The organism is Stenotrophomonas sp. Br8 (assembly GCF_014763005.1).
Classification (GTDB): Bacteria; Pseudomonadota; Gammaproteobacteria; order Xanthomonadales; family Xanthomonadaceae; genus Stenotrophomonas; species Stenotrophomonas lactitubi.
This window is the reverse complement of record NZ_JACGTN010000019.1, coordinates 42,355-62,476: the sequence shown is the minus strand read 5'-3', so window position 1 is coordinate 62,476 and position 20,122 is coordinate 42,355. Positions and strand designations below refer to the sequence as shown.

General features: G+C 65.4%; 17 protein-coding genes and 6 tRNA genes. 7 read left to right on the top strand and 16 right to left on the bottom strand.

From position 1 onward, the window contains the following. Window positions 1-87: 87 nt before the first annotated feature. The 10 genes from clpX to H3005_RS16850 all read right to left on the bottom strand — a co-directional run bounded on the left by clpX (window position 88) and on the right by H3005_RS16850 (window position 5,309). Entirely contained in the window at window positions 88-1,377 is a 1,290-nt protein-coding gene (gene clpX, locus H3005_RS16895; RefSeq protein WP_089239110.1) for an ATP-dependent Clp protease ATP-binding subunit ClpX, read from the bottom strand. 126 nt (window positions 1,378-1,503) lie between these two features. Further along, window positions 1,504-2,130: an ATP-dependent Clp endopeptidase proteolytic subunit ClpP gene (gene clpP / locus H3005_RS16890; RefSeq protein ID WP_025878142.1), complete on the bottom strand. Its 627-nt coding sequence runs from the start codon at window positions 2,128-2,130 to the stop codon at window positions 1,504-1,506. 76 nt (window positions 2,131-2,206) lie between these two features. Further along, window positions 2,207-3,502, bottom strand: a complete 1,296-nt coding sequence (tig, locus tag H3005_RS16885) for a trigger factor (protein WP_100551677.1) — start codon at window positions 3,500-3,502, stop codon at window positions 2,207-2,209. A gap of 191 nt (window positions 3,503-3,693) precedes the next feature. Continuing rightward, window positions 3,694-3,778, bottom strand: a tRNA-Leu gene (locus tag H3005_RS16880). Between the two features lie 123 nt (window positions 3,779-3,901). Continuing rightward, a complete protein-coding gene (locus H3005_RS16875) occupies window positions 3,902-4,231 on the bottom strand; it encodes a hypothetical protein (RefSeq protein WP_191078627.1) in 330 nt (109 codons plus the stop codon). Window positions 4,232-4,486: 255 nt separating this feature from the next. Continuing rightward, a tRNA-Lys gene (locus H3005_RS16870) sits at window positions 4,487-4,562 on the bottom strand. Between the two features lie 150 nt (window positions 4,563-4,712). Further along, window positions 4,713-4,788: transfer RNA gene (locus H3005_RS16865), tRNA-Lys, on the bottom strand. Window positions 4,789-4,867: 79 nt separating this feature from the next. Continuing rightward, window positions 4,868-4,944 (bottom strand) — tRNA-His (locus H3005_RS16860). Between the two features lie 173 nt (window positions 4,945-5,117). Beyond that, window positions 5,118-5,194 (bottom strand) — tRNA-Arg (locus H3005_RS16855). A 38-nt stretch (window positions 5,195-5,232) separates the two neighbouring features. Beyond that, a tRNA-Pro gene (locus H3005_RS16850) sits at window positions 5,233-5,309 on the bottom strand. A 182-nt stretch (window positions 5,310-5,491) separates the two neighbouring features. On the opposite strand from H3005_RS16850, the gene H3005_RS16845 reads away from it, so the two are divergent. Further along, window positions 5,492-6,250: a Bax inhibitor-1/YccA family protein gene (locus H3005_RS16845; protein WP_100551675.1), complete on the top strand. Its 759-nt coding sequence runs from the start codon at window positions 5,492-5,494 to the stop codon at window positions 6,248-6,250. 95 nt (window positions 6,251-6,345) lie between these two features. Continuing rightward, on the top strand, window positions 6,346-6,978 hold the full coding sequence (locus H3005_RS16840; RefSeq protein ID WP_100551674.1) for a flavin reductase family protein: 633 nt from the start codon (window positions 6,346-6,348) through the stop codon (window positions 6,976-6,978). 4 nt (window positions 6,979-6,982) lie between these two features. Here the strand turns inward: H3005_RS16840 and H3005_RS16835 are convergent, their stop codons facing one another. The 6 genes from H3005_RS16835 to grxC all read right to left on the bottom strand — a co-directional run bounded on the left by H3005_RS16835 (window position 6,983) and on the right by grxC (window position 11,658). Continuing rightward, window positions 6,983-7,744 carry a sulfite exporter TauE/SafE family protein gene (locus tag H3005_RS16835; RefSeq protein WP_100551673.1) on the bottom strand — a complete coding sequence of 254 codons (762 nt, stop codon included), beginning with the start codon at window positions 7,742-7,744 and terminating at the stop codon, window positions 6,983-6,985. A 26-nt stretch (window positions 7,745-7,770) separates the two neighbouring features. Continuing rightward, the gene (locus tag H3005_RS16830; protein ID WP_191078626.1) at window positions 7,771-8,679 is read right to left on the bottom strand and encodes a LysR family transcriptional regulator; all 909 of its coding nucleotides are present in this window, start codon (window positions 8,677-8,679) and stop codon (window positions 7,771-7,773) included. A 53-nt stretch (window positions 8,680-8,732) separates the two neighbouring features. Beyond that, complete coding sequence (locus H3005_RS16825) at window positions 8,733-9,476, bottom strand: cysteine hydrolase (RefSeq protein ID WP_191078625.1); 744 nt, start codon at window positions 9,474-9,476, stop codon at window positions 8,733-8,735. Between the two features lie 182 nt (window positions 9,477-9,658). Further along, the gene (locus tag H3005_RS16820; protein WP_089239080.1) at window positions 9,659-10,663 is read right to left on the bottom strand and encodes an isocitrate dehydrogenase; all 1,005 of its coding nucleotides are present in this window, start codon (window positions 10,661-10,663) and stop codon (window positions 9,659-9,661) included. Between the two features lie 315 nt (window positions 10,664-10,978). After that, window positions 10,979-11,371: a carboxymuconolactone decarboxylase family protein gene (locus tag H3005_RS16815; protein ID WP_046986956.1), complete on the bottom strand. Its 393-nt coding sequence runs from the start codon at window positions 11,369-11,371 to the stop codon at window positions 10,979-10,981. Next, window positions 11,368-11,658 carry a glutaredoxin 3 gene (grxC, locus tag H3005_RS16810; protein WP_025878124.1) on the bottom strand — a complete coding sequence of 97 codons (291 nt, stop codon included), beginning with the start codon at window positions 11,656-11,658 and terminating at the stop codon, window positions 11,368-11,370. Before grxC ends, H3005_RS16815 begins: the two co-directional genes overlap by 4 nt. Before the next feature lie 92 nt (window positions 11,659-11,750). Here grxC and H3005_RS21145 point away from each other — a divergent pair, with 92 nt between their 5' ends. From H3005_RS21145 to ppx, 5 genes are all read left to right on the top strand, one after another. Beyond that, entirely contained in the window at window positions 11,751-13,451 is a 1,701-nt protein-coding gene (locus H3005_RS21145) for a M48 family metalloprotease (protein ID WP_191078624.1), read from the top strand. Window positions 13,452-13,567: 116 nt separating this feature from the next. Further along, window positions 13,568-14,257, top strand: a complete 690-nt coding sequence (gene phoB, locus H3005_RS16800; RefSeq protein ID WP_089239076.1) for a phosphate regulon transcriptional regulator PhoB — start codon at window positions 13,568-13,570, stop codon at window positions 14,255-14,257. A 105-nt stretch (window positions 14,258-14,362) separates the two neighbouring features. Then, window positions 14,363-15,694, top strand: a complete 1,332-nt coding sequence (gene phoR, locus H3005_RS16795; RefSeq protein WP_191078623.1) for a phosphate regulon sensor histidine kinase PhoR — start codon at window positions 14,363-14,365, stop codon at window positions 15,692-15,694. Window positions 15,695-15,698: 4 nt separating this feature from the next. Continuing rightward, complete coding sequence (gene ppk1, locus H3005_RS16790; RefSeq protein ID WP_089239073.1) at window positions 15,699-17,786, top strand: polyphosphate kinase 1; 2,088 nt, start codon at window positions 15,699-15,701, stop codon at window positions 17,784-17,786. 503 nt (window positions 17,787-18,289) lie between these two features. Further along, window positions 18,290-19,816 (top strand): exopolyphosphatase, encoded by a 1,527-nt coding sequence (gene ppx, locus H3005_RS16785; protein ID WP_100551669.1) that lies wholly within the window; start codon window positions 18,290-18,292, stop codon window positions 19,814-19,816. Window positions 19,817-20,122: the final 306 nt, after the last annotated feature.

Genomic DNA, 20,122 nt, shown 5'->3' with positions numbered 1-20,122 from the left:
AAAAGCCGATGGCCCCGTTATGGGGCCATCGGCTTTCAGATGCAAGACGTTCCGAGAAAATTCTTTCTATTCAACAAGTTGAAAGAATCATTCGGCGCCAGCGGCCTTCTGTTCAGGGGCCGGCGGGGTCTGGTAGATCAGGTACGGCTCGGACTTGTGCTCGATCACCGATTCATCCACGACAACCTTGCTGACGTTTTCCTGCGACGGCAGGTCGTACATGGTGTCCAGCAGGACCGATTCGACGATGGTACGCAGGCCACGGGCACCGGTCTTGCGCTTGAGCGCCTTCTTGGCGATGGCCGACAACGCGTCCGGACGGAACTCCAGTTCGACGTTTTCCATCTCGAACAGTTTCTTGAACTGCTTGGTGATGGCGTTCTTCGGCTCGGTCAGGATGCGGATCAGGGCCGGCTCGTCCAGCTCCTCCAGGGTCGCGACCACCGGCAGGCGGCCCACGAACTCGGGAATCAGGCCGAACTTGATCAGGTCTTCCGGCTCGACTTCGGCCAGCACCTTGCCCACTTCCTGCTTGCGCTCGCTGCTCTTCACCTTGGCACCGAAGCCAATGCCGCCGGAGTCGTTGGAACGCTGCTGGATCACCTTGTCCAGACCAGCGAACGCGCCGCCGCAGATGAACAGGATGTTCTTGGTGTCCACCTGCAGGAATTCCTGCTGCGGGTGCTTGCGGCCACCCTGCGGCGGAACGCTGGCCACGGTGCCTTCGATCAGCTTCAACAGGGCCTGCTGCACGCCTTCGCCGGACACATCGCGGGTGATCGACGGGTTCTCGCTCTTGCGCGAGATCTTGTCGATTTCATCGATGTAGACGATGCCCTGCTGTGCCTTCTCGACGTCGTAGTCGCACTTCTGCAGCAGCTTCTGGATGATGTTCTCCACGTCCTCGCCCACGTAACCGGCTTCGGTCAGCGTGGTGGCGTCGGCCATGGTGAACGGCACGTTGAGCAGGCGGGCCAGGGTCTCGGCCAGCAGGGTCTTGCCCGAACCGGTCGGACCGACCAGCAGGATGTTCGACTTCGCCAGCTCGACTTCGTCGTTCTTCTGGCGGCTCTCGATGCGCTTGTAGTGGTTGTACACGGCCACGGCCAACGTCCGCTTCGCGCGGTTCTGGCCGATCACGTACTGGTCGAGCACCTCGAGGATCTCGCGCGGCTTGGGCAGCGAACTGCGTGCCGACTGCGCCTTTTCCTCAAGCTCTTCACGGATGATGTCGTTGCACAGCTCCACGCACTCATCACAGATGAACACGCTCGGACCGGCAATCAGCTTGCGCACTTCATGCTGGCTCTTGCCGCAGAAAGAGCAGTAGAGGATCTTGCCGGTGTCCGTGGAACGACCTTGGCGGTCTTCGCTCATGCTTCGCTTACCCAGTTACGCCACCCGCTGAACGGGGGTTCGATTCGAGAATAACACAGGGCCGGAGGGACATCAGTCCACCCGACCCTGCAGGAACGGGGCCTGCCATGGCCCCGTGAGTGCCGGTCAGCCGGCCTGGATCGACTCTTCCGGACGACGCTCCAGGACCTGGTCGACCAGGCCGTAGGCGACCGCATCGACCGCGCTCTTGAAGTTGTCGCGCTCGGTATCACGCGCGATGGTCTCCAGCGACTGCCCGGTGTGCTTGGCCAGCACTTCGTTCAGGCGCGCACGCAGGGTCAGGATCTCGCGAGCGTGGATGTCGATGTCGGTGGCCTGGCCCTGGAAGCCGCCCAGCGGCTGGTGGATCATCACCCGCGAGTTCGGCAGCGCATAGCGCTTGCCCGCCGCACCGGAAGCCAGCAGCAGCGCGCCCATCGAGGCGGCCTGGCCGACGCAGATGGTGCTCACGTCCGGCTTGATGTACTGCATGGTGTCGTAGATCGCCATACCGGCGGTGACCACGCCACCCGGCGAGTTGATGTAGATGCTGATGTCCTTTTCCGGGTTTTCCGCTTCCAGGAACAGCAGCTGCGCCACCACCACGTTGGCCATGTGATCGTCGATCGGGCCAACCAGGAAGATCAGGCGCTCCTTCAACAGGCGCGAATAGATGTCGTAGGCACGCTCGCCGCGGCTGGTCTGCTCGACCACCATGGGAACCATGTTCAGGGCTTTGGTTCGGTTGTCCATTTCGTGAGGTACCTATCTTGGGGGGAAACAACCCCGCGCCAGGGCTGGCGCGGGGTATCCGGCAATCCGCCAGGGATTACTGGCGGATCGCGTCCTGGAACGACAGCTTTTCTTCAGTGTGCTGGGCGCGCTCGGCGATCCAGTCGATCACCTGCTCTTCCATCACGCGGTTCTGCAGGCCAGACATCAGCTGGGGGTCGTTGCGGTACATCTCAATGACCTGCTCCGGCTCTTCGTAGGTCGAGGCGATCAGACGCATCGTTTCATTCAGACGCTTCGGCTCCAGGCGCAGGTCATTGCTGCGGGCCACTTCGCCGACCACCAGGCCGACCAGCACGCGCTTGGCAGCAGCGTCCTTGAAGCCTTCGTGGGCGTCGGCCGGGATCTCGCCCGGGTTGCGGCCGCTGCGGCGGATCTGCTCGACCTGCTGGGCCAGCATGGCGCGGGCTTCGTTCTCGACCAGGCGCGGCGGCATTTCCACCGATGCGTAGGCCGCGATCAGCTGCTCGCCGACTTCACGACGCAGGCGGTTCATCAGCGCGCCCTTCAGCTCGCGCTCGAGGTTCGCACGGATGTCGCTGCGGAACTGCTCGACGTCGCCGCCCTTCACGCCGAAGCTCTTGATGAAGGCTTCATCGACCGCCGGCACGACCGGCTCGGAGATGTCGGTGACCTTGACGGTGACCTGCACGGTCTTGCCCGCCAGCGCCGGCACGCGCCAGTCAGCCGGGAACTCGACGTCCAGGGTCTTCTCTTCGTCCTTGGTCATGCCGACCAGGCCCTGCTCGATGGTCTCGAACATCATGCCCTGACCGAGCACGATGCTGCCCTTCTCGGTGCCTTCCGCCGGCAGGCGCTCGTCACCGGCCTGCGACCAGGTTTCCAGTGCGACCAGGTCGCCGTCCTGCGCGGCACGGGTGACCGGCGACCAGCTGCGACGCTGGGTCTGCAGGTTTTCGATCATCTGGTCGATGTCGGCATCGGTGATCTCGGCGGTGTGGCGCACGACGGTCAGCTTGCTGACGTCGATGTCACCGAAGTCCGGCACCACTTCGACGGTGGCCACGAAGGAGAACTCGCCCTCGTCACCCTTGTCGATGCGCGGGCTGCCAACGATGCGCAGGTCGTGCTCGCGCACGGCGGCGTCGAAGGTTTCGCGCAGCAGGCCGTCCAGCGCCTCGCCACGGACCTGCGCGCCGAAGCGCTGCTCGATCACCTTGGCCGGCACTTTGCCCGGACGGAAACCCTTGATGCGGGTGGTGCGGGCGATTTCGCCCAGGCGGCCGTTGATGTGGCTCTGCAGACGGTCTTCCGGCAGCGAGAAGCTCAGGCGGCGTTCCAGGTTGCCGATGGTTTCGATCGAAGCTTGCATGTTGACTCCTGCCACCGGTGGCGCCCTGGCCCCCGGCTCGATGATGGATGAAACGGTTGTAAGGACACGACGTCGATGACGCGCCTGCTTGCCGCAGCCCTTTAGTTTCGCCCAATTCGGGCGGCGCCGCCAGCATGGCGGGGCGCAGGGGTTGACGCGGAATGCCCGACTGGGCGGGGGACGGGCCGGCCTGGTGCGAAAGGGGGGACTCGAACCCCCACGCCTTGCGGCACTGGAACCTAAATCCAGGGCGTCTACCAATTCCGCCACTTTCGCGTGGCCGGCTCAGGCGTTCATTGTTGCAGGCGGGGGCGGAAAGCGGAAGGCTTCCACAAAACTGAATACGCCATTTGATGGAGAAAGCGGCCCGGGCGGCGGGTGCCGAGCCGGGCCAGCGGATCAATGCGCGGGCTGCACCTGCCCCGACGCCGCACCATCGCTACTCACCGCAGCATCGCGCTGGCGGGCCTCAAGCGTCGCGCCGTCTTCAGAGCGCTTCATTTCAACAGCATCCGCAGGCACCCCCTCCCCCGTCGCCTGGGCCGGACGCATTGCCATCGCCGTGTCGACCGGTTGCGCGGGCACATGCTCGACATCCGCAGCGCGCTCCACCGTCTGCGCGTGATCCGGCGCTGCCCCGGCAGTGGCGGCGTCGTCCGCCCTGCAACCTGACAGCACGATCACCGCCAGGCCGGACAGCATCAGACCCATAGTCCTGTTAATGGCCATCAAAGCATTCCTCATGCATGCGCCTTCGGCGCGGAACACCTATTGGGAGCGATGCCGATGGCAATCGGTGAGAAGCAGCTCACAGCATTGAACATGCCGATGACGCATTTGACGCTGATTTCAGCCGTGCTTCAGTAGATCCACGCCATGCGTGGATTGCGCGCTTCGTACAGCCTTCATCCACGCAGGGCGCGGACCTACCAATGCTGTCGAAGGCAAGAAAAAAGCCACTTGGCGGACCAAGTGGCTTTCGTCTGGTGGGCTGTCAAGGATTCGAACCTTGGACCTATTGATTAAGAGTCAACTGCTCTACCAACTGAGCTAACAGCCCGAAATCGGGGGGCGAATTATGACCCGATCCGCGAGGGCGTTGCAAGTACTTTCTTCAACCTGGTTGAAACAAGCACTGCAACCGGCGATCCATCGCGAAGGGTTACATCTGAAGAAAAAAGCCACCGGGCGGACCCGATGGCTTCTGTCTTGGTGGGCTGTCAAGGATTCGAACCTTGGACCTATTGATTAAGAGTCAACTGCTCTACCAACTGAGCTAACAGCCCTTGAAACTCAGACGCACATTGTAGCGTGCACTCTGTTTATTGCAATACCGTTTCGGCGCTGCCGACGCGGTTGAATCAGTGGGGTGGCTGAGGGGATTCGAACCCCCGACCACCGGAATCACAATCCGGTACTCTAACCAACTGAGCTACAGCCACCACTGAAACTTTCGCTTCACCGTCGATGCTGCCGACGTTGACGCTTGATACGTTGCCCGAGGACTGTCACCGAAGTTCCGGTCCGCCGAAGCGAGTCCGACATTCTGGTGGAGTCGCCAGGGTTTTGCAAGCACTTCTTCACATCCGCCAGCTACGTTCCGGTGCCGCACCAATGGCGCGCCCGACAGGAATCGAACCTGTAACCGCCGGCTTAGAAGGCCGGTGCTCTATCCAGTTGAGCTACGGGCGCCCGAACCGGAACGGCGTCCAATCCGACGTGATGTGGATTGGTCGGGGTAGAGGGATTCGAACCCCCGACATCCTGCTCCCAAAGCAGGCGCGCTACCAGACTGCGCTATACCCCGGTGTTGCAATCCCCTCGGGCGTGGACCCGGGGAGCTGACCATTGTGGCCAAGCGCCGTGCGAACTGTCAACGCGCAATCCCTGCCCCGCCCCGCCATGACCACAGCTTACGCAGCCATCGGCTATGCTCGCAGCCATCGGCCGGATGGCCGAATCGCCCCCCTTTTCGCACGGAGACCTCGCATGCGCAGCGGCAACCCGGCTCTTTCCGAGTCGACCTTCCTCGATCTGGCCAGTGGCTCGGTGGTGACCAGCCCCGACCAGGCCATGACCATCAACGGCACCGTCAACAAGACCGGCCTCCTGCTGCTGTTGACCGTGCTGACCGCCGCCTTCGCCTGGAACCAGAGCGTGGACGACTATGGCCAGGTGATGGCCGGCGCCAAGCTGTACGCCATGGGCGGCGCGATCGGCGGCCTGGTCCTGGCCCTGATCACCATCTTCAAGAAGGAGTGGTCGCCAGTCACCGCGCCGATGTATGCGCTGATCGAAGGCCTGTTCCTGGGTGCGATTTCCGCGCTGTTCGAACTGCGCTTCCCGGGTATCGTTTTCCAGGCTGTGCTGCTGACCTTCGGCACCCTGTTCGCATTGCTGATTGCCTACCGCAGCGGCGTGATCAAGGCCACCGAGAACTTCAAGCTCGGCGTGGTCGCTGCCACAGGCGGCATCGCCCTGCTGTACCTGGCTTCGTTCGTGTTGTCGTTCTTCAACATCCAGGTGCCGCTGATCCATTCCTCAAGCGGCTGGGGCATCGCCTTCAGCCTGTTCGTGGTGGTGGTTGCTGCGCTGAACCTTGTGCTGGACTTCGATTTCATCGAAACCGGCGCAGCCCAGCGCGCACCGAAGTACATGGAATGGTATGGCGCATTCGGCCTGATGGTGACCCTGGTCTGGCTGTATGTGGAGTTCCTGCGCCTGCTGTCGAAGATCCAGCAACGCTGATCCTGGTCATGCCGTAAACGACAAGGCCGCGATCCGTCGGGATCGCGGCCTTTTTTGTAGCGTCGAGCACGCTCGACTCCCCCGGAAACACACCCATGGCAGACACCCTCCCTCCCCGCTTCCACAGCTATCGCCCGGCCGACGGCCATCGCCTGCCGCACGATCCGTTCAACGCCATCATCGGCCCGCGCCCCATCGGCTGGATCTCCAGTCGTGATGCCGACAGCAATGTGAACCTGGCGCCCTACAGCTTCTTCAACGCCTTCAACTACACGCCGCCGATCATTGGTTTCAGCAGCCAGGGGCGCAAGGATTCGCTGCGCAACATCGAAGCCACCGGCGAGTTTGTCTGGAACCTCGCCACATTCGATCTGGCCCAGGCAATGAACGAAAGCTGCCGCGCAGTCGCGCCCGAAGTGGACGAGTTCGCATTGGCGGGGCTGACACCACTGCCATCGGAGCAGGTTGCACCGCCGCGCGTGGCGCAGAGCCCGGTAAGCATGGAGTGCCGCTGCACGCAGATCGTGCGCCTGCGTGATGCGGCCGGTAACGACACCAATGGCTGGCTGGTACTGGGAGAAGTGGTCGCCGTGCATATCGATACGCGGTTGCTCGTCGACGGCATCTACGACACTGCAGCAAGCGACACCATCCTGCGCGGCGGCGGACCGGCCGACTATTTCCGGATCACTGCCGAGCAACGCTTCCGCATGCTGCGGCCCGCCTGAGGCCTCATCCCGCCGCCCCACGGGACAGCAGCAACGGCAACGACGAGGCCAGCATGGCAACGCCGGAGGCCGTCAACAGCCCCAGCACGATCTGCCGGAAACGCGCTTCACTGATACCGACATACAGCCTCGCCCCCAGCAGCGTTGGCACCAGCATCGCCGGCGCGACGATGGCGAAGTACGGCAGCATCTGCCGGGTGACCATGCCGGTACCGACATAGGTGGCCATGGTCACCGCCAGCATCGCCAGGTTGAAGTTCTGGATGACCGCGCGCTGCTCGTCCTTGCCGAAGCCACGCAGCGTGCTCCACAGCGTCGGCACCGGCCCGGCGAAGCCGCCGATGCCACTGAGCACGCCGCCAGCCATGCCGGCCAATGCGTCGCCAACCCGGCCGCCCACGGTGACCGGCGGCAGGGAACGCGCCATCAGCATTACCGGGCACCACAGCGCGAGGAATCCTCCCAGCAGCGCCTTGAACCAGACCATGTCCAGCTGTGGCAGCACCAGCACGCCCAGCGGAATGCCCGCCAATCCGCCGAGCACAAACGGCAGCAGCAGGCGCAGATTGAAGCCACGGCGCACGGTGAACACCGCCAGCAACTGGCCGACCAGCGCGCCGAACACCGACAGCGTCGCCGCAAGCCGGGGATCCAGCCCCCACGCCCAGAACGACATCGCGACCATGCCGAACGCGAAACCCGACAGGCCCTGTACGAACCCCGCGACGATCGCACCCAGCGCGACCAGCAGATACACCGACTCCATCCCCACTCCTCACCGCTGCCGTGCGACTACCCTGCCGCACCCGACGCTGCAGCGTAATGCGCGGCCAGGTGATCGACCAGCGCGCGCACCTTCGGCGCCAGCGCACGCGCATGGGGATACAGCGCGAAATAGCAGCGCGTGCCACCGTGCCAGCTGGGCAGCACGCGGATCAACCGGCCAGCGCGCAGGTCTTCCTGCACGGTGAGCGCGGTGAACAGACTGATGCCCATGCCGGCCAGCACGGCCGCATACAGTGCCGGCGTAGCGTCCACGCGCAGTCGTTGACCGGCTTCCACGCTGACCATGGCACCGCGCGGCCCGTGCAGCTGCCACGGCGTGATCGCAGCAACCGGGTTGAATGCCAACAACGTGTGGTTCTGCAGATCGGCCACCTGTCGAGGCAGCCCATGCCGGGCCAGATAGGCTGGCGCCGCAACCAGGATGCGTGGGCAGCGCGCGAGTTCACGGGCGACCAGTTGGCTGTCAGGCAAGGACGGCGCGATGCGCAGGGCGAGATCGAAGCCACCGCCGACCACATCGACCAGCTGATCGTCGGCCGACAGTTCCAGCGCCACCTGCGGATAGCGCGCCAGGAAGCCAGGCAGCCAATGCGGCAATTCCTGGCTGGCGACCACCTGCGGCACGCTGACCCGCACGCGCCCGCTGGGCTGGGCCTGGCCGGCCCGCGCGCGGTCATCGGCAGCCTCCAGCCGGTCAAGCAGCGCCACCGCCTCGCGGTAGTAGTCGCGCCCGGCCTCGGTCAGCGACAACCGCCGGCTGTTGCGATCCAGCAGCCGCACCTGCAGGTGCTCTTCAAGTTGACGCAACTGCCGCGACATCGCCGAATGAGTAGTATCCAGCCGCTCGGCGGCGGCAGTGAAACTGCCTGCATCGACGATCGCGCGCAAAGCTCGCAGGGCGGCGAAATGATCCATCGGGAGGTGACTCCAGTCGGCGGGGCCCGCTGGCTGCGGACCCCGCCAGCTTATCAAGCGTCGCCGCCGGCCTTGCGCACCGGCAGGGCCAGGATCGCCGAGGTGCTCATGACATCGCCAAAGGCATCCTCGATCTGCGCCAGCGACGCTTCATGCAATGCGCGATGGCCGATGCTCCCGCCATTGGCCAGATCCAGATCACGGCTGGCAGAGGCATCGGAGGCCACGATCACCCGATAGCCGCGCGGCGCCGCAGCGGCATCACGTGCAGCACCGGCAACGCAGGCATGGGTCTGCAGGCCGGTGACGATCAGGGTGTCGATACCGGCGTCCTTCAGCGCCTTGTCCAGCACCGCTGCCGAGGCACCGGCGAACACGCTGACGTTGTCCTTCTGCACCACGGTCTCGCCCTTGCGCGGCTGCATGTCACGATGGAACGCCGCGTTGACGCTGCCCTCGGCGAACAGCGGCGCGCCAGCCGGCAGCACGTGCTGCACATGGATCACGCGGATGCCGTTGGCATCAGCGAAGTCGACCACGCGGCGCGTCTGCCGCAGGGCTGCCACGCCATCGGGAATGACCATGCGACCACCGGCGAAACCGGCTGCGGCGCTGGCATCGAAATACTCGTTCTGGAAGTCGATCACCAGCACGGCCGTCTTCGCTGCGTCGAGCGAGGTGGCAGCCGGGGCGCCGGCCATATGTCGGATGGTGGGATGGGACGACCCGGCGGCGGCCGCCGGAGTGGTGGCGGCCATGCCGATCAGGCTGGCCAGGCCGAAAGCAGCGAGGTTCATGGTCAAGCTCCTGTGCGAGGGAAAGTCGGCACAGGATGAGGAGCGTTGAACGCACGAACCAGCCGCATCCGAGCACACGATCTGTGCGAAACGTGCACAGATCAGTTTTTGTGGAGGTGGTGAAACGCAACGGGGCGCCCGAAGGCGCCCCGCTGTGGATCCGACCGAGGTCGAGCCGCTGCTTACAGGCGGCTGGCGATCGCCTTGGCGAAGCCCATCGTGTTGCCGGTGCCGCCGAGGTCGCCGGTCAGCGAATCCTTGGCTTCCAGCGTGGCCACGATGGCCTTGCGCAGGCGCTCGGCATTTTCCGGCTGGCCGACATGGTCCAGCATCTGTGCCGCTGCCAGCAGCAGGGCGCACGGATTGGCCTTGCCCTGGCCGGCGATGTCCGGCGCGGTGCCGTGCACGGCTTCGAAGATCGCCGCGTTCTCACCGATGTTGGCACCCGGGGCCAGGCCCAGGCCGCCGACCAGACCGGCACACAGGTCGGAAATGATGTCGCCGAACAGGTTGGTGGTGACGATGATGTCGAACTGTTCCGGACGCATCACCAGCTGCATGCAGCAGTTGTCGACGATCATTTCCTGGAACTCGATGTCCGGGTACTTGGCCGCCACTTCGCGTGCCACGGCCAGGAACAGGCCCGAGGTCGACTTGATGATGTTGGCCTTGTGCACGGCGGTGACCTTCTTGCGGCCGGTGCTGCGGGCCAGCTCGAAGGCGTAACGCACGATGCGCTCGGAGCCCTTGCGGGTGATGCGGGTGCCGGAGAAAGCGGTCTCGCCGTCGGCCGACACTTCCTGGCCTTCGGCCAGGTACGCACCTTCGGTGTTCTCACGAACGGTGATCAGGTCGACGTTGTCGAAACGCGACTTGGTGTTCGGGAAGGTGTGGGCCGGACGCACGTTGGCGTACAGGTCGAAGTGACGGCGCAGGCTGACGTTGATCGAGGTGAAGCCACCACCGACCGGCGTGGTCAGCGGGCTCTTCAGCGCGACCTTGTTGCGCGCGATCGATTCCAGGGTCACCGCCGGCATCAGATCGCCGTGCTTCTCCAGGGCCACCAGGCCGGCGTCGGCGTCTTCGTACTCCAGGCCAGTCTTGAGCTGGTCGAGCACGAACAGGGTGGCGTCCATGATTTCCGGGCCAATGCCGTCGCCGCGGATGACCGTAATTTTCTGCGTCATTGATCGATGTTCCGAACAGGGGGAAAAACGCCGTCCGGACGTGCCCGGAAACGCCGGCGCAAAGGAAGTTTCACCCGCAATTATGCCTGAGCCGGGGCCGAGGTCCCAAATAGACCATGGTCCCAGTCCCGGCTCAGGCAGAATTGCCCGCGCATCCCACCTTATCCCCACGCCTTTGGCGCGCCCCCTTGAACAACAAGGGGGCTCCTGGGCTGTTGGATCGCGGGGAAGGCCCCGATGTACGTCATCGGTAGCGCCGGGCCGTGCCCGGCGGCCTTTCGTACAGGTGCCCGCCGGGCATGGCCCGGCGCTACCTCAGTGCTCGTGCGCTTCCGGGGCGGCGGCGCCGCCTTCCAGCTGGTCGAGGAAGTCCACGGCCCGGCGCAGGTGCGGGATCACGATCGAGCCGCCGACCACGAGGCCGACCGAGAAGGTCTCGAAGAACTCTTCACGGGTCACCCCGGCGTCCTTGCACTGGGCCACGTGGTAGCTGATGCAGTCGTCGCAGCGCAGCACCATCGAGGCCACCAGGCCCAGCAGCTCCTTGGTCTTCACGTCCAGCGCACCGGCCTGGTAGGTCTGCGTGTCCAGCGCGAAGAAGCGGCGCACCACCTGGTTCGGCTCGCCCAGAATGCGTTCATTCATGCGCTTGCGGAAATCGGTGAACTCGGCGATCCGGTCCTTGCTGCCGTCGTCGGCCGCGCTCATGCCTGGCCCTGCCCGGCCAGCAGCGGCTCGAGCTTGCCTTCACGATGCAGGGCCATCATGTCGTCGTAGCCGCCAACGTGGACGTCGCCCACGAAGATCTGCGGGACGCTGGTACGGCGGGTCTTGGCCATCATCTTCTCGCGCTCGACCGGATCCAGGTCGATGCGGACCTCGGTCCATTGCTGGCCCTTGCTCTTGAGGAAGTTCTTGGCGGCCACGCAGTAAGGGCAGACGGCGGTGGAATAGATGGTGATGGCGGGGGTAGCGCCGGCGGACTGGGCTGTCACGGGAAACTCCACGATGGATCGACGGTCCATATATGGTACCGGTGCGCTGGAATTTCCACGCCACGCCCGCAACACTGTGGATTGATTAACGAATGGTTGCCCCTTGCCCTGCCACGCTGGACAGACTCTGCCCGAGGATCGACCGCTTGCGACCCCTGCTGCTCACCGCTGCCCTCACCCTGGCCCTGGCTGCCCCGCTGGCGCAGGCCCAGGAGAAGCTGCCGGACATCGGTTCCTCGGCGGGCGAACTGCTGACCCCGGCCCGCCAGGCCGAGTACGGCGCGATGATGCTGCGCGAGCTGCGCAACTACGGCTACCTGCTGGACGATCCGCTGGTCAACGACTGGCTGCAGACCATGGGCACCCGCCTCGGTTCCAACAGCGACCAGCCGCGCCAGCCCTACACGTTCTTCGTGATGAAGGACCGCCAGATCAATGCCTTCGCCACCCTCGGCGGTTACATCGGCGTCAATGCCGGCCTGGTGCTGACGGCCGAACGCGAGGATGAGGTGGCGGCGGTGCTGTCGCACGAAATCGCCCACGTCACCCAGCAGCACGTGCTGCGCGGGGTGGAGCGTGCCCAGCGCGACCAGATTCCGATCCTGCTGGGCATGCTGGCGGCGGTGGTTGCCGCCCAGGCCAGCAACAGCTCCTCCTCGGGCAACGCCACCATGGCTGCGATCAGCTCGGGCATGGGCCTGATGCAGCAACGGCAGATCGACTACACCCGCTCCAATGAATCCGAGGCCGACCGGCTGGGCATTCGCACGCTGTCGCGCAGCGGCTACGACGTGGATGCGATGGCCGGCTTCTTCGAGCGCATGTCCTCGGCGATGCGCGGCAACGACGGCGGTTACAGCGTTCCTGACTTCCTGCGCACCCACCCGGTCAACACCACCCGCATCAGCGAGGCCAAGGCCCGCGCCGAACAGATGAAGAAGGACACGGTGCTGCTGACCACGCGCACGCCCAGCGGCGAGCGCAGGGAACGGGTGGATCCGGCCGACCCGACCCTGGGCGATCCACTGCTGCGTGGCATCAACCCGCTGCTGCCCAGCAGCGTGCTGCGGGTTCCGATCGGGCAGCTCAGCCGCGGCGCCAGTGGCGATTTCAACTGGGCCCGTGAACGCCTGCGCGTACTCAGCGCCGACAGCCCGGCCGAACTGCAACGCGAGTACGCCGATCTTGCGCGGCGGCAGAAGGATGGCCTGGACGATGCCCAGCGTTACGGCCAGGCACTGGCCACGATGCGCGGTGGCCGCAGCGGTGCCAGCGAGGCCCGACAGACGTTGACCGACCTGCTGAAGACCCACCCGGACAGCCTGTGGGTCGCCCTGGCCCTGGCCGAGGCGGAATCGCGCACCGGCCAATCCACCCAGGCCAATGCACGCTTCGAGCAGCTGCTGCATGAGCACCCCAACAGCCGGCCGGTGGCCTTGACCTATGCCGAAATCCTGAACGAGCAGGGCGGCCAGGCCGCGGGACAGCGCGCGCAGGCGATGCTGCGTCCGCTGCTGTCGCAAAGCGGTAACGATCCGGTCTTCCAGCAGCGCTACGCCCGCGCCAGTGAACTGGCCGGTGACAGTGTCCGCGCCAGCGAGGCCTATGCCGAGGCGGCGTTCCTGGGCGGGCGCCCGGAACAGGCCCTGATGCAGCTGCAGGCACTCAAGCGCAACCCCGCCCTGGATTACGTCGGTCGGGCCCGGGTGGATGCGCGGATCGAGTCGATCACGCCCACCGTGCTCGAGCTGCGCCGGCAGGGTGTACAGGACCCGGACCTGGACCGCCGCTGAGTACGGCATGACCGGCAGATGGCAGGAATGCCAGATGCCGGCCAGGTAGTCACAAACATGTCATCAAACCGTAGTCTACTGGCACCACTCCAGTAACTGAGCCCTACGGTGCCCTCGTGCAGAAACGCATCCTGATCGTCGATGACGAGCCCGCGATCCGCGAAATGGTCGCCTTCGCCCTTCGCAAGGGCGATTACGAACCTGTCCACGCCGGTGACGCCCGCGAGGCCCAGACCGCCATCGCCGACCGCGTCCCCGACCTGATCCTGCTGGACTGGATGCTGCCCGGCACCAGCGGCCTGGACCTGGCACGGCGCTGGCGCAAGGAAACCCTGACCCGCGAAGTGCCGATCATCATGCTGACCGCGCGCGGCGAAGAGAACGACCGTGTCGGCGGCCTCGAAGCCGGTGTGGACGACTACGTGGTCAAGCCGTTCTCGGCGCGCGAACTGCTGGCCCGGATCCGCGCGGTCATGCGCCGCGCCCGCGACGATGACGAGGACGGCAGCGTGGCCGTGGGCTCGATCCGCATCGACGGCGCCGCCCATCGCGTGTTCGCCAACGACCAGCCGGTGCCGATCGGCCCGACCGAATACCGCCTGCTGCACTTCTTCATGACCCATCCTGAGCGCGTGTACACCCGTGCGCAGCTGCTGGACCACGTGTGGGGCGGCAGCGTGTATGTGGAAGAACGCACCATCGACGTGCACATCCGACGACTGCGCAAGACGCTGGAACCGTTCAACGCCGAGAACATGGTGCAGACCGTGCGCGGTGCCGGTTACCGCTTCTCCACCGCAACCTGAGCCTCGTCGTGCCGGCGCCGTGCACCCCACGGTGCCGGCGTCGGCAACTCTGCTATAACCCTCGGTTCACCTGCGTGAACCGCCGCAACCCACGACGAGACCGCAATGCCCCGCCACATCCGCTCTGCCTGGTTGAAGACACTGGCCACCGTGGCCATCGTGTTGCTGTTGGCCGGTGTGGTCGGATGGTTCACTGGCCACCTGTGGCTGTGCATCGCGCTGGCGGCACTGGCGACGCTGGTCTGGCATTACTGGCGGCTGCGCCGCGTGCTGCGCCGGCTGACCGCGCGCCAGCGCTGGGACACCGCCGCCGAAGGCAGCGGCGTCTGGAACGAGCTGGACCGCCTGCTGTACCGCAACCAGGTGGAGATGCGCGTGCGCAAGCGACGCCTGCTGGACATGCTGCGCAGCTATCGCGCTGCAGCGGCCGCGCTGCCCGACGCCGTGGTGGTGCTGGACCGCAACAGCCAGCGCGTACAGTGGTTCAACGAAGCGGCCACGGCGCTGCTCGGCCTGCACCATCCTGGCGATCTGGGTGAAGCCCTGGTCGAACGCCTGCAGCCGATGCCGCTTGCCCACTGGCTGGCCGGTGGCCGCAATGCCGAACCGATCCTGGACGTGCCCTCGCCGGTCGATCCTGCGATCCGCCTGAACCTGCGCCTGATTCCCTATTCGTCCGACTACTGGCTGCTGATCGCCCGCGACGTCAGCAAGCTGCTGCGCCTGGAACAGGTACGCCGCGACTTCGTGGCCAACGTTTCACACGAACTGCGCACCCCGCTCACCGTGGTCCACGGCTACCTGGACATGATGGACCCGGAGGATTTCCCGGGAACCGGACCGATGCTGGAAGAGATGCGCAAGCAGAGCCAGCGCATGGCCCAGCTGGTGGAGGACCTGTTGACCCTGTCGCGGCTGGAATCGCAGGAACACAGCGAAGCCGAGACGGTGGCCATGCAGCCCATGCTGGCCACGCTGCGCCGCGAAGCCGAGGCGCACAGCCAGGGCCGCCACCAGATCAGCATCGACGACCTGGCCGGCGTGGACCTGCAGGGTTCGACCAAGGAACTGCACAGCGCCTTCTCCAACCTGGTCACCAACGCGGTGCGCTACACCCCGGCCGGTGGCCGCATCGCGGTGGAGTTCCGCCGCGAGGGCGACGGCGTGGTGCTGGCGGTGCGTGACACCGGCTACGGCATTCCTGCCACCCACCTGCCGCGCCTGACCGAACGTTTCTACCGTGTCTCCAGCAGCCGCTCACGCGAAAGCGGCGGCACCGGCCTGGGCTTGTCGATCGTCAAGCACATCCTCGGTCTGCACCACGCACGCCTGGAAATCGACAGCGAGGTCGGCAAGGGCTCGGTGTTCGCCTGCCATTTCGATGCCGACCACGTGCGACCGCGTGAGTCCGCCCCCCTGACCTCCTTCGAAGAATGACGCCATGAGCAGCCTCGGATCCCTCCCCCTCCCCGTGAGCACGGACAGCGATCCGTTGCGCGACCCGGCGCTGTACATCAACCGCGAACTGTCGCAGCTGGATTTCAACTTCCGCGTGCTGGCGCAGGCGATGGACCCACAGGTGCCGCTGCTGGAGCGCCTGCGCTTCATGTGCATCTCCTGCACCAACCTGGACGAATTCTTCGAGATCCGTGCCGCTGCGGTCCGTCATGCGCAGGAGTTCGGCCTGCCGCCGGCACCGGACGGCATGAGCCCGCAGGCCATTCTCAATGCCATCCACGAGCGCGCCGCCGAGCTGGTGGACCAGCAGTACCGCTGCTGGAACCAGACGCTGCGTCCGGCGCTGATGGAGGCCGGCATCGGTGTGCTCGGCCGCAATTCCTGGACCCACCGCCAGAAGCGCTGGCTGCGTGCCTACTTCCGCAACGAGATCATGCCGGTGCTGTCGCCGCTCGGCCTGGATCCGGTGCATCCGTTCCCGAAGATCCTCAACAAATCGCTGAACATCGTGGTGGTGCTGAAGGGCACCGACGCGTTCGGCCGCACCGGCCACCTGGCCATCGTGCGCGCACCGCGTTCGCTGCCGCGGATCATCCAGCTGCCGGAAAAACTCGGCGGCCCGCAGAACTTCGTGTTCCTGTCCTCGGTGCTGTCCACCTTCGTGGACGAGTTGTTCCCGGGCCTGGAAGTGCTGGGCGCCTATCAGTTCCGTGTCACCCGCAACTCCGAGCTGGTGGTGGACGAGGAGGAAGTGGAAAACCTGGCGCTGGCGCTGCGCGACGAGCTGGTGGACCGTGGCTATCGTCCTGCGGTGCGCCTGGAAATCGCCCACGACATGCCGCGCGACATCGTCCGCACCCTGCTGCAGAACTTCGGCCTGACCGAGAACGCGGTGTACCGCATCGATGGACCGGTCAACCTCAACCGCATCATCCAGCTGTACGACCTGATCGCGCAGCCGGACCTCAAGTATCCGCCGATGACCCCGCGCACCCTGCGCGACAGCGACGGCATCTTCGAGACCACCGCACGCAAGGACCTGCTGCTGCACCACCCTTTCGACGCGTTCGCTGCAGTGCTCGACCTGATCCGCCAGGCCGCGCTCGATCCAAACGTGCTGGCGATCAAGCAGACCCTGTACCGCACCGGCAAGGACTCGTTGATCGTCGATGCGTTGATCCAGGCCGCACGTGCCGGCAAGGACGTGACCGTGGTGGTCGAGCTGCGCGCGCGGTTCGATGAAGAAGCCAACCTGGGCCTGGCCGATCGGCTGCAGGAAGCCGGCGTGCAGGTGGTGTACGGCGTGGTCGGCTACAAGACCCACGCCAAGATGCTGCTGATCGTGCGCCGCGAAGGCCGCAAGCTGCGCCGCTACGTGCACCTGGGCACGGGCAATTACCACAGTGGTACCGCACGCGCGTACACCGACCTGAGCCTGATCACCGCCGATGCCGACATCGGCAACGACGTGCACCTGCTGTTCCAGCAGTTGTCCGGGCTGGCCTCGAAGATGAAGCTCAAGCGCCTGCTGCAGTCTCCCTTCACCCTGCATACCGGGATCCTGGCGAGGATCGAGCGCGAGACACGCGTCGCTGCCGCCGGGCGACCAGCGCGGATCATCGCCAAGATGAACGCACTCAACGAAGCGCAGGTGATCCGTGCGCTGTACGCCGCCTCGCAGGCGGGGGTGCAGATCGACCTGATCATCCGCGGCGCCTGCACCCTGCGCCCGGGCGTACCCGGCGTGTCGGACAACATCCGCGTGCGCTCGATCGTCGGCCGCTTCCTGGAACACAGCCGGGTCTACTGGTTCGGCAACGACGGCGCACCGGAGCTGTACTGCGCCAGCGCCGACTGGCTGGAACGCAACCTGCTGCGCCGGGTGGAGACCTGCTTCCCGATCCTCGACCCGGCACTGGCCAAGCGGGTCTATCGCGAAGTGCTGCAGAACTATCTGGACGACAACCTCAACGCCTGGGAGCTGGATGCCGAGGGCATCTACCACAAGCGCGCCCCGGCCCACGACGAAGCCCCGCATTCGGCACAGATGGCGTTGATGCAGGGACTCTGACCGGTAGGTGCCGACCTTGGTCGGCACGTTTGGATGCATCCACGCATGGCGTGGATCTACCGTGTCGCCCAAGGTCGACACCTACCAACAGCCGCGGCGATCTGTCGAAGGTCGACACATGCAGGGTCTTTGATCCGGTAGATGCCAACCTTGGTCGGCACGTTTGGATGCATCCACGCGTGGCGTGGATCTACCGTGTCGACCAAGGTCGACACCTACCAAGAGCAGGCAATGCCATTCCGACAGATCGCGGAAAACTGTCGAAGGCGAGGTGGGTCCGGTTGCGGGGGTGTCCGCGGCATGGATGCCGCGGCCAAGCCCCCAAGGATGGGTTCACGGCGTCCCCCGCAACCGGACCCACCCCGCCTTCCCACGGATACCCCGCTTTTGACGTTGACGTTGACTCTGCGGGTGCAGGGCGCAGCCCTGCCGCCGCCCCCCCACCACAAAATGTGAAGGCCGCGCGGTGACGAGTTCACCGCCCCTTCGGCTAACATTCGCCCATGCCGCATACCACCACGACTCCGCCCGCATTGCAGGATGGCGACCTGCTGGCCGCCATCGACCTTGGCTCCAATAGTTTCCACATGGTCATCGCGCGTTACACGCTTGGCCAGCTGCGGGTGATCGACCGCCTGCGCGAGACCGTGCGCATGGCCGACGGCCTGGACGGCAAGGGCGGACTCTCCGCAGCAGCGCGGCAGCGCGCGCTGGAGTGCCTGGCACGGTTCGGCCAGCGCATCCGCAACGTCCCGCCACATCGCGTGCGTGCACTGGCCACCAATACCGTGCGCCAGCTGCGTTCGCCGCAGGCCTTCCTGATGCCGGCCGAAACCGCGCTCGGGCATGCCATCGAAGTGGTCAGTGGCCGCGAAGAGGCGCGACTGATCTACCTGGGCGTGGCCCATGCGCAACCGCCCAAGCCCGACCAGCACCGCCTGGTCATCGACATCGGCGGCGGCTCGACCGAGTTCATCATCGGCAAGGGCATGCAGACCCTGGAACGCGAGAGCCTGCAGGCCGGCTGCATCGCCAGCACCCGTCGCTTTTTCCCGGGCGGCAAACTCAGCAAGAAGCGCTGGAAGGATGCCCTGGCCGAGATCGGCCGGGAGTTCCAGCCCTTCGCCAGCAAATACCGCGCGCTGGGCTGGCAGGAAGCCCTTGGCTCGTCCGGCACCCACAAGGCCATCAGCGAAATCTGCGCGACGATGAAGCTGAGCAAGGGTGCGATCACCGCCGAGGCGTTGCCGCAGCTCCGCGATGAGCTGCTGAAGGCCAAGAAGATCGACGACATCGTGCTGCCCGGCCTGTCCAGCGATCGCCGCCCGATCATCGCCGGCGGCATCCTGGTGCTGGAGGCCGCCTTCCAGGCACTGGGCCTGCAGAAGCTGCTGGTCAGCAAGGCCGCGATGCGCGAGGGCATCCTCTATGACATCCTCGGCCGTGCCGGTGACAACGACCCGCGCGATGAATCGGTGGCCGCCCTCACCCATCGCTATGGCATCGACACGGTGCAGGCCGGCCGCGTACAGGACACCGCACTGTCGTTGCTGGAGCAGGTGCAGGAACGCTGGAAGCTGGATGCCGATGATGCACGCATGCTCGGCTGGGCCGCGCGCCTGCATGAACTGGGCTTGATGATCGCCCACAGCGGTTACCACGTGCATGGCAGCTACGTGCTGGAGAACTCGGACATCGCCGGCTTCTCGCGGCAGGAACAGCAGATGCTGGCGACGCTGGTGCGCAATCACCGCCGCGGCATCAGCAAGACCGCCTTCGATGCCATCCCCGAACGCCTGCTGCTGACGGCACGACGCCTGGTTGCCCTGCTGCGCCTGGCGGTACTGCTCAACCGCGCGCATGAAGACGCACCGCTGCCGGTGCTGGAGCTGACCGCCGACGACAGCCGCCTGTCGCTGATCGTGCCGCAGGCCTTCATCGATGCGCGGCCGCTGCTGCGCGCCGACCTGATCGGCGAGACCGAAGGCATCGCCGGGCTGGGCATCCAGTTCCGTCCGTTCGTGGTCTGAGCAGGACGCCGAGGGCGCCCACGCATCACCCGTCGGCGCCCGATTACATTTCGTTACAGTTCGCGCAATCGACCGCCAATTCCTGCTGCAACGCAGCAGCTGGCGGCGCTTGCGCGTGCCGAGCCTTCACGTAAACCCCTGCTTTTGTTCACGTTTGGTGAAAACAGGTGATGCGTAACGACACAAACCGACATGCGCTCTTTACAGAGCATTAACCAACGAGACTACTATCGGGTCATCGGCTCGGTCTTGGACCTGCCGATTCCTTCGACGCCCGTTTTGGCGTCCTTTGCACGACCCGAGAGA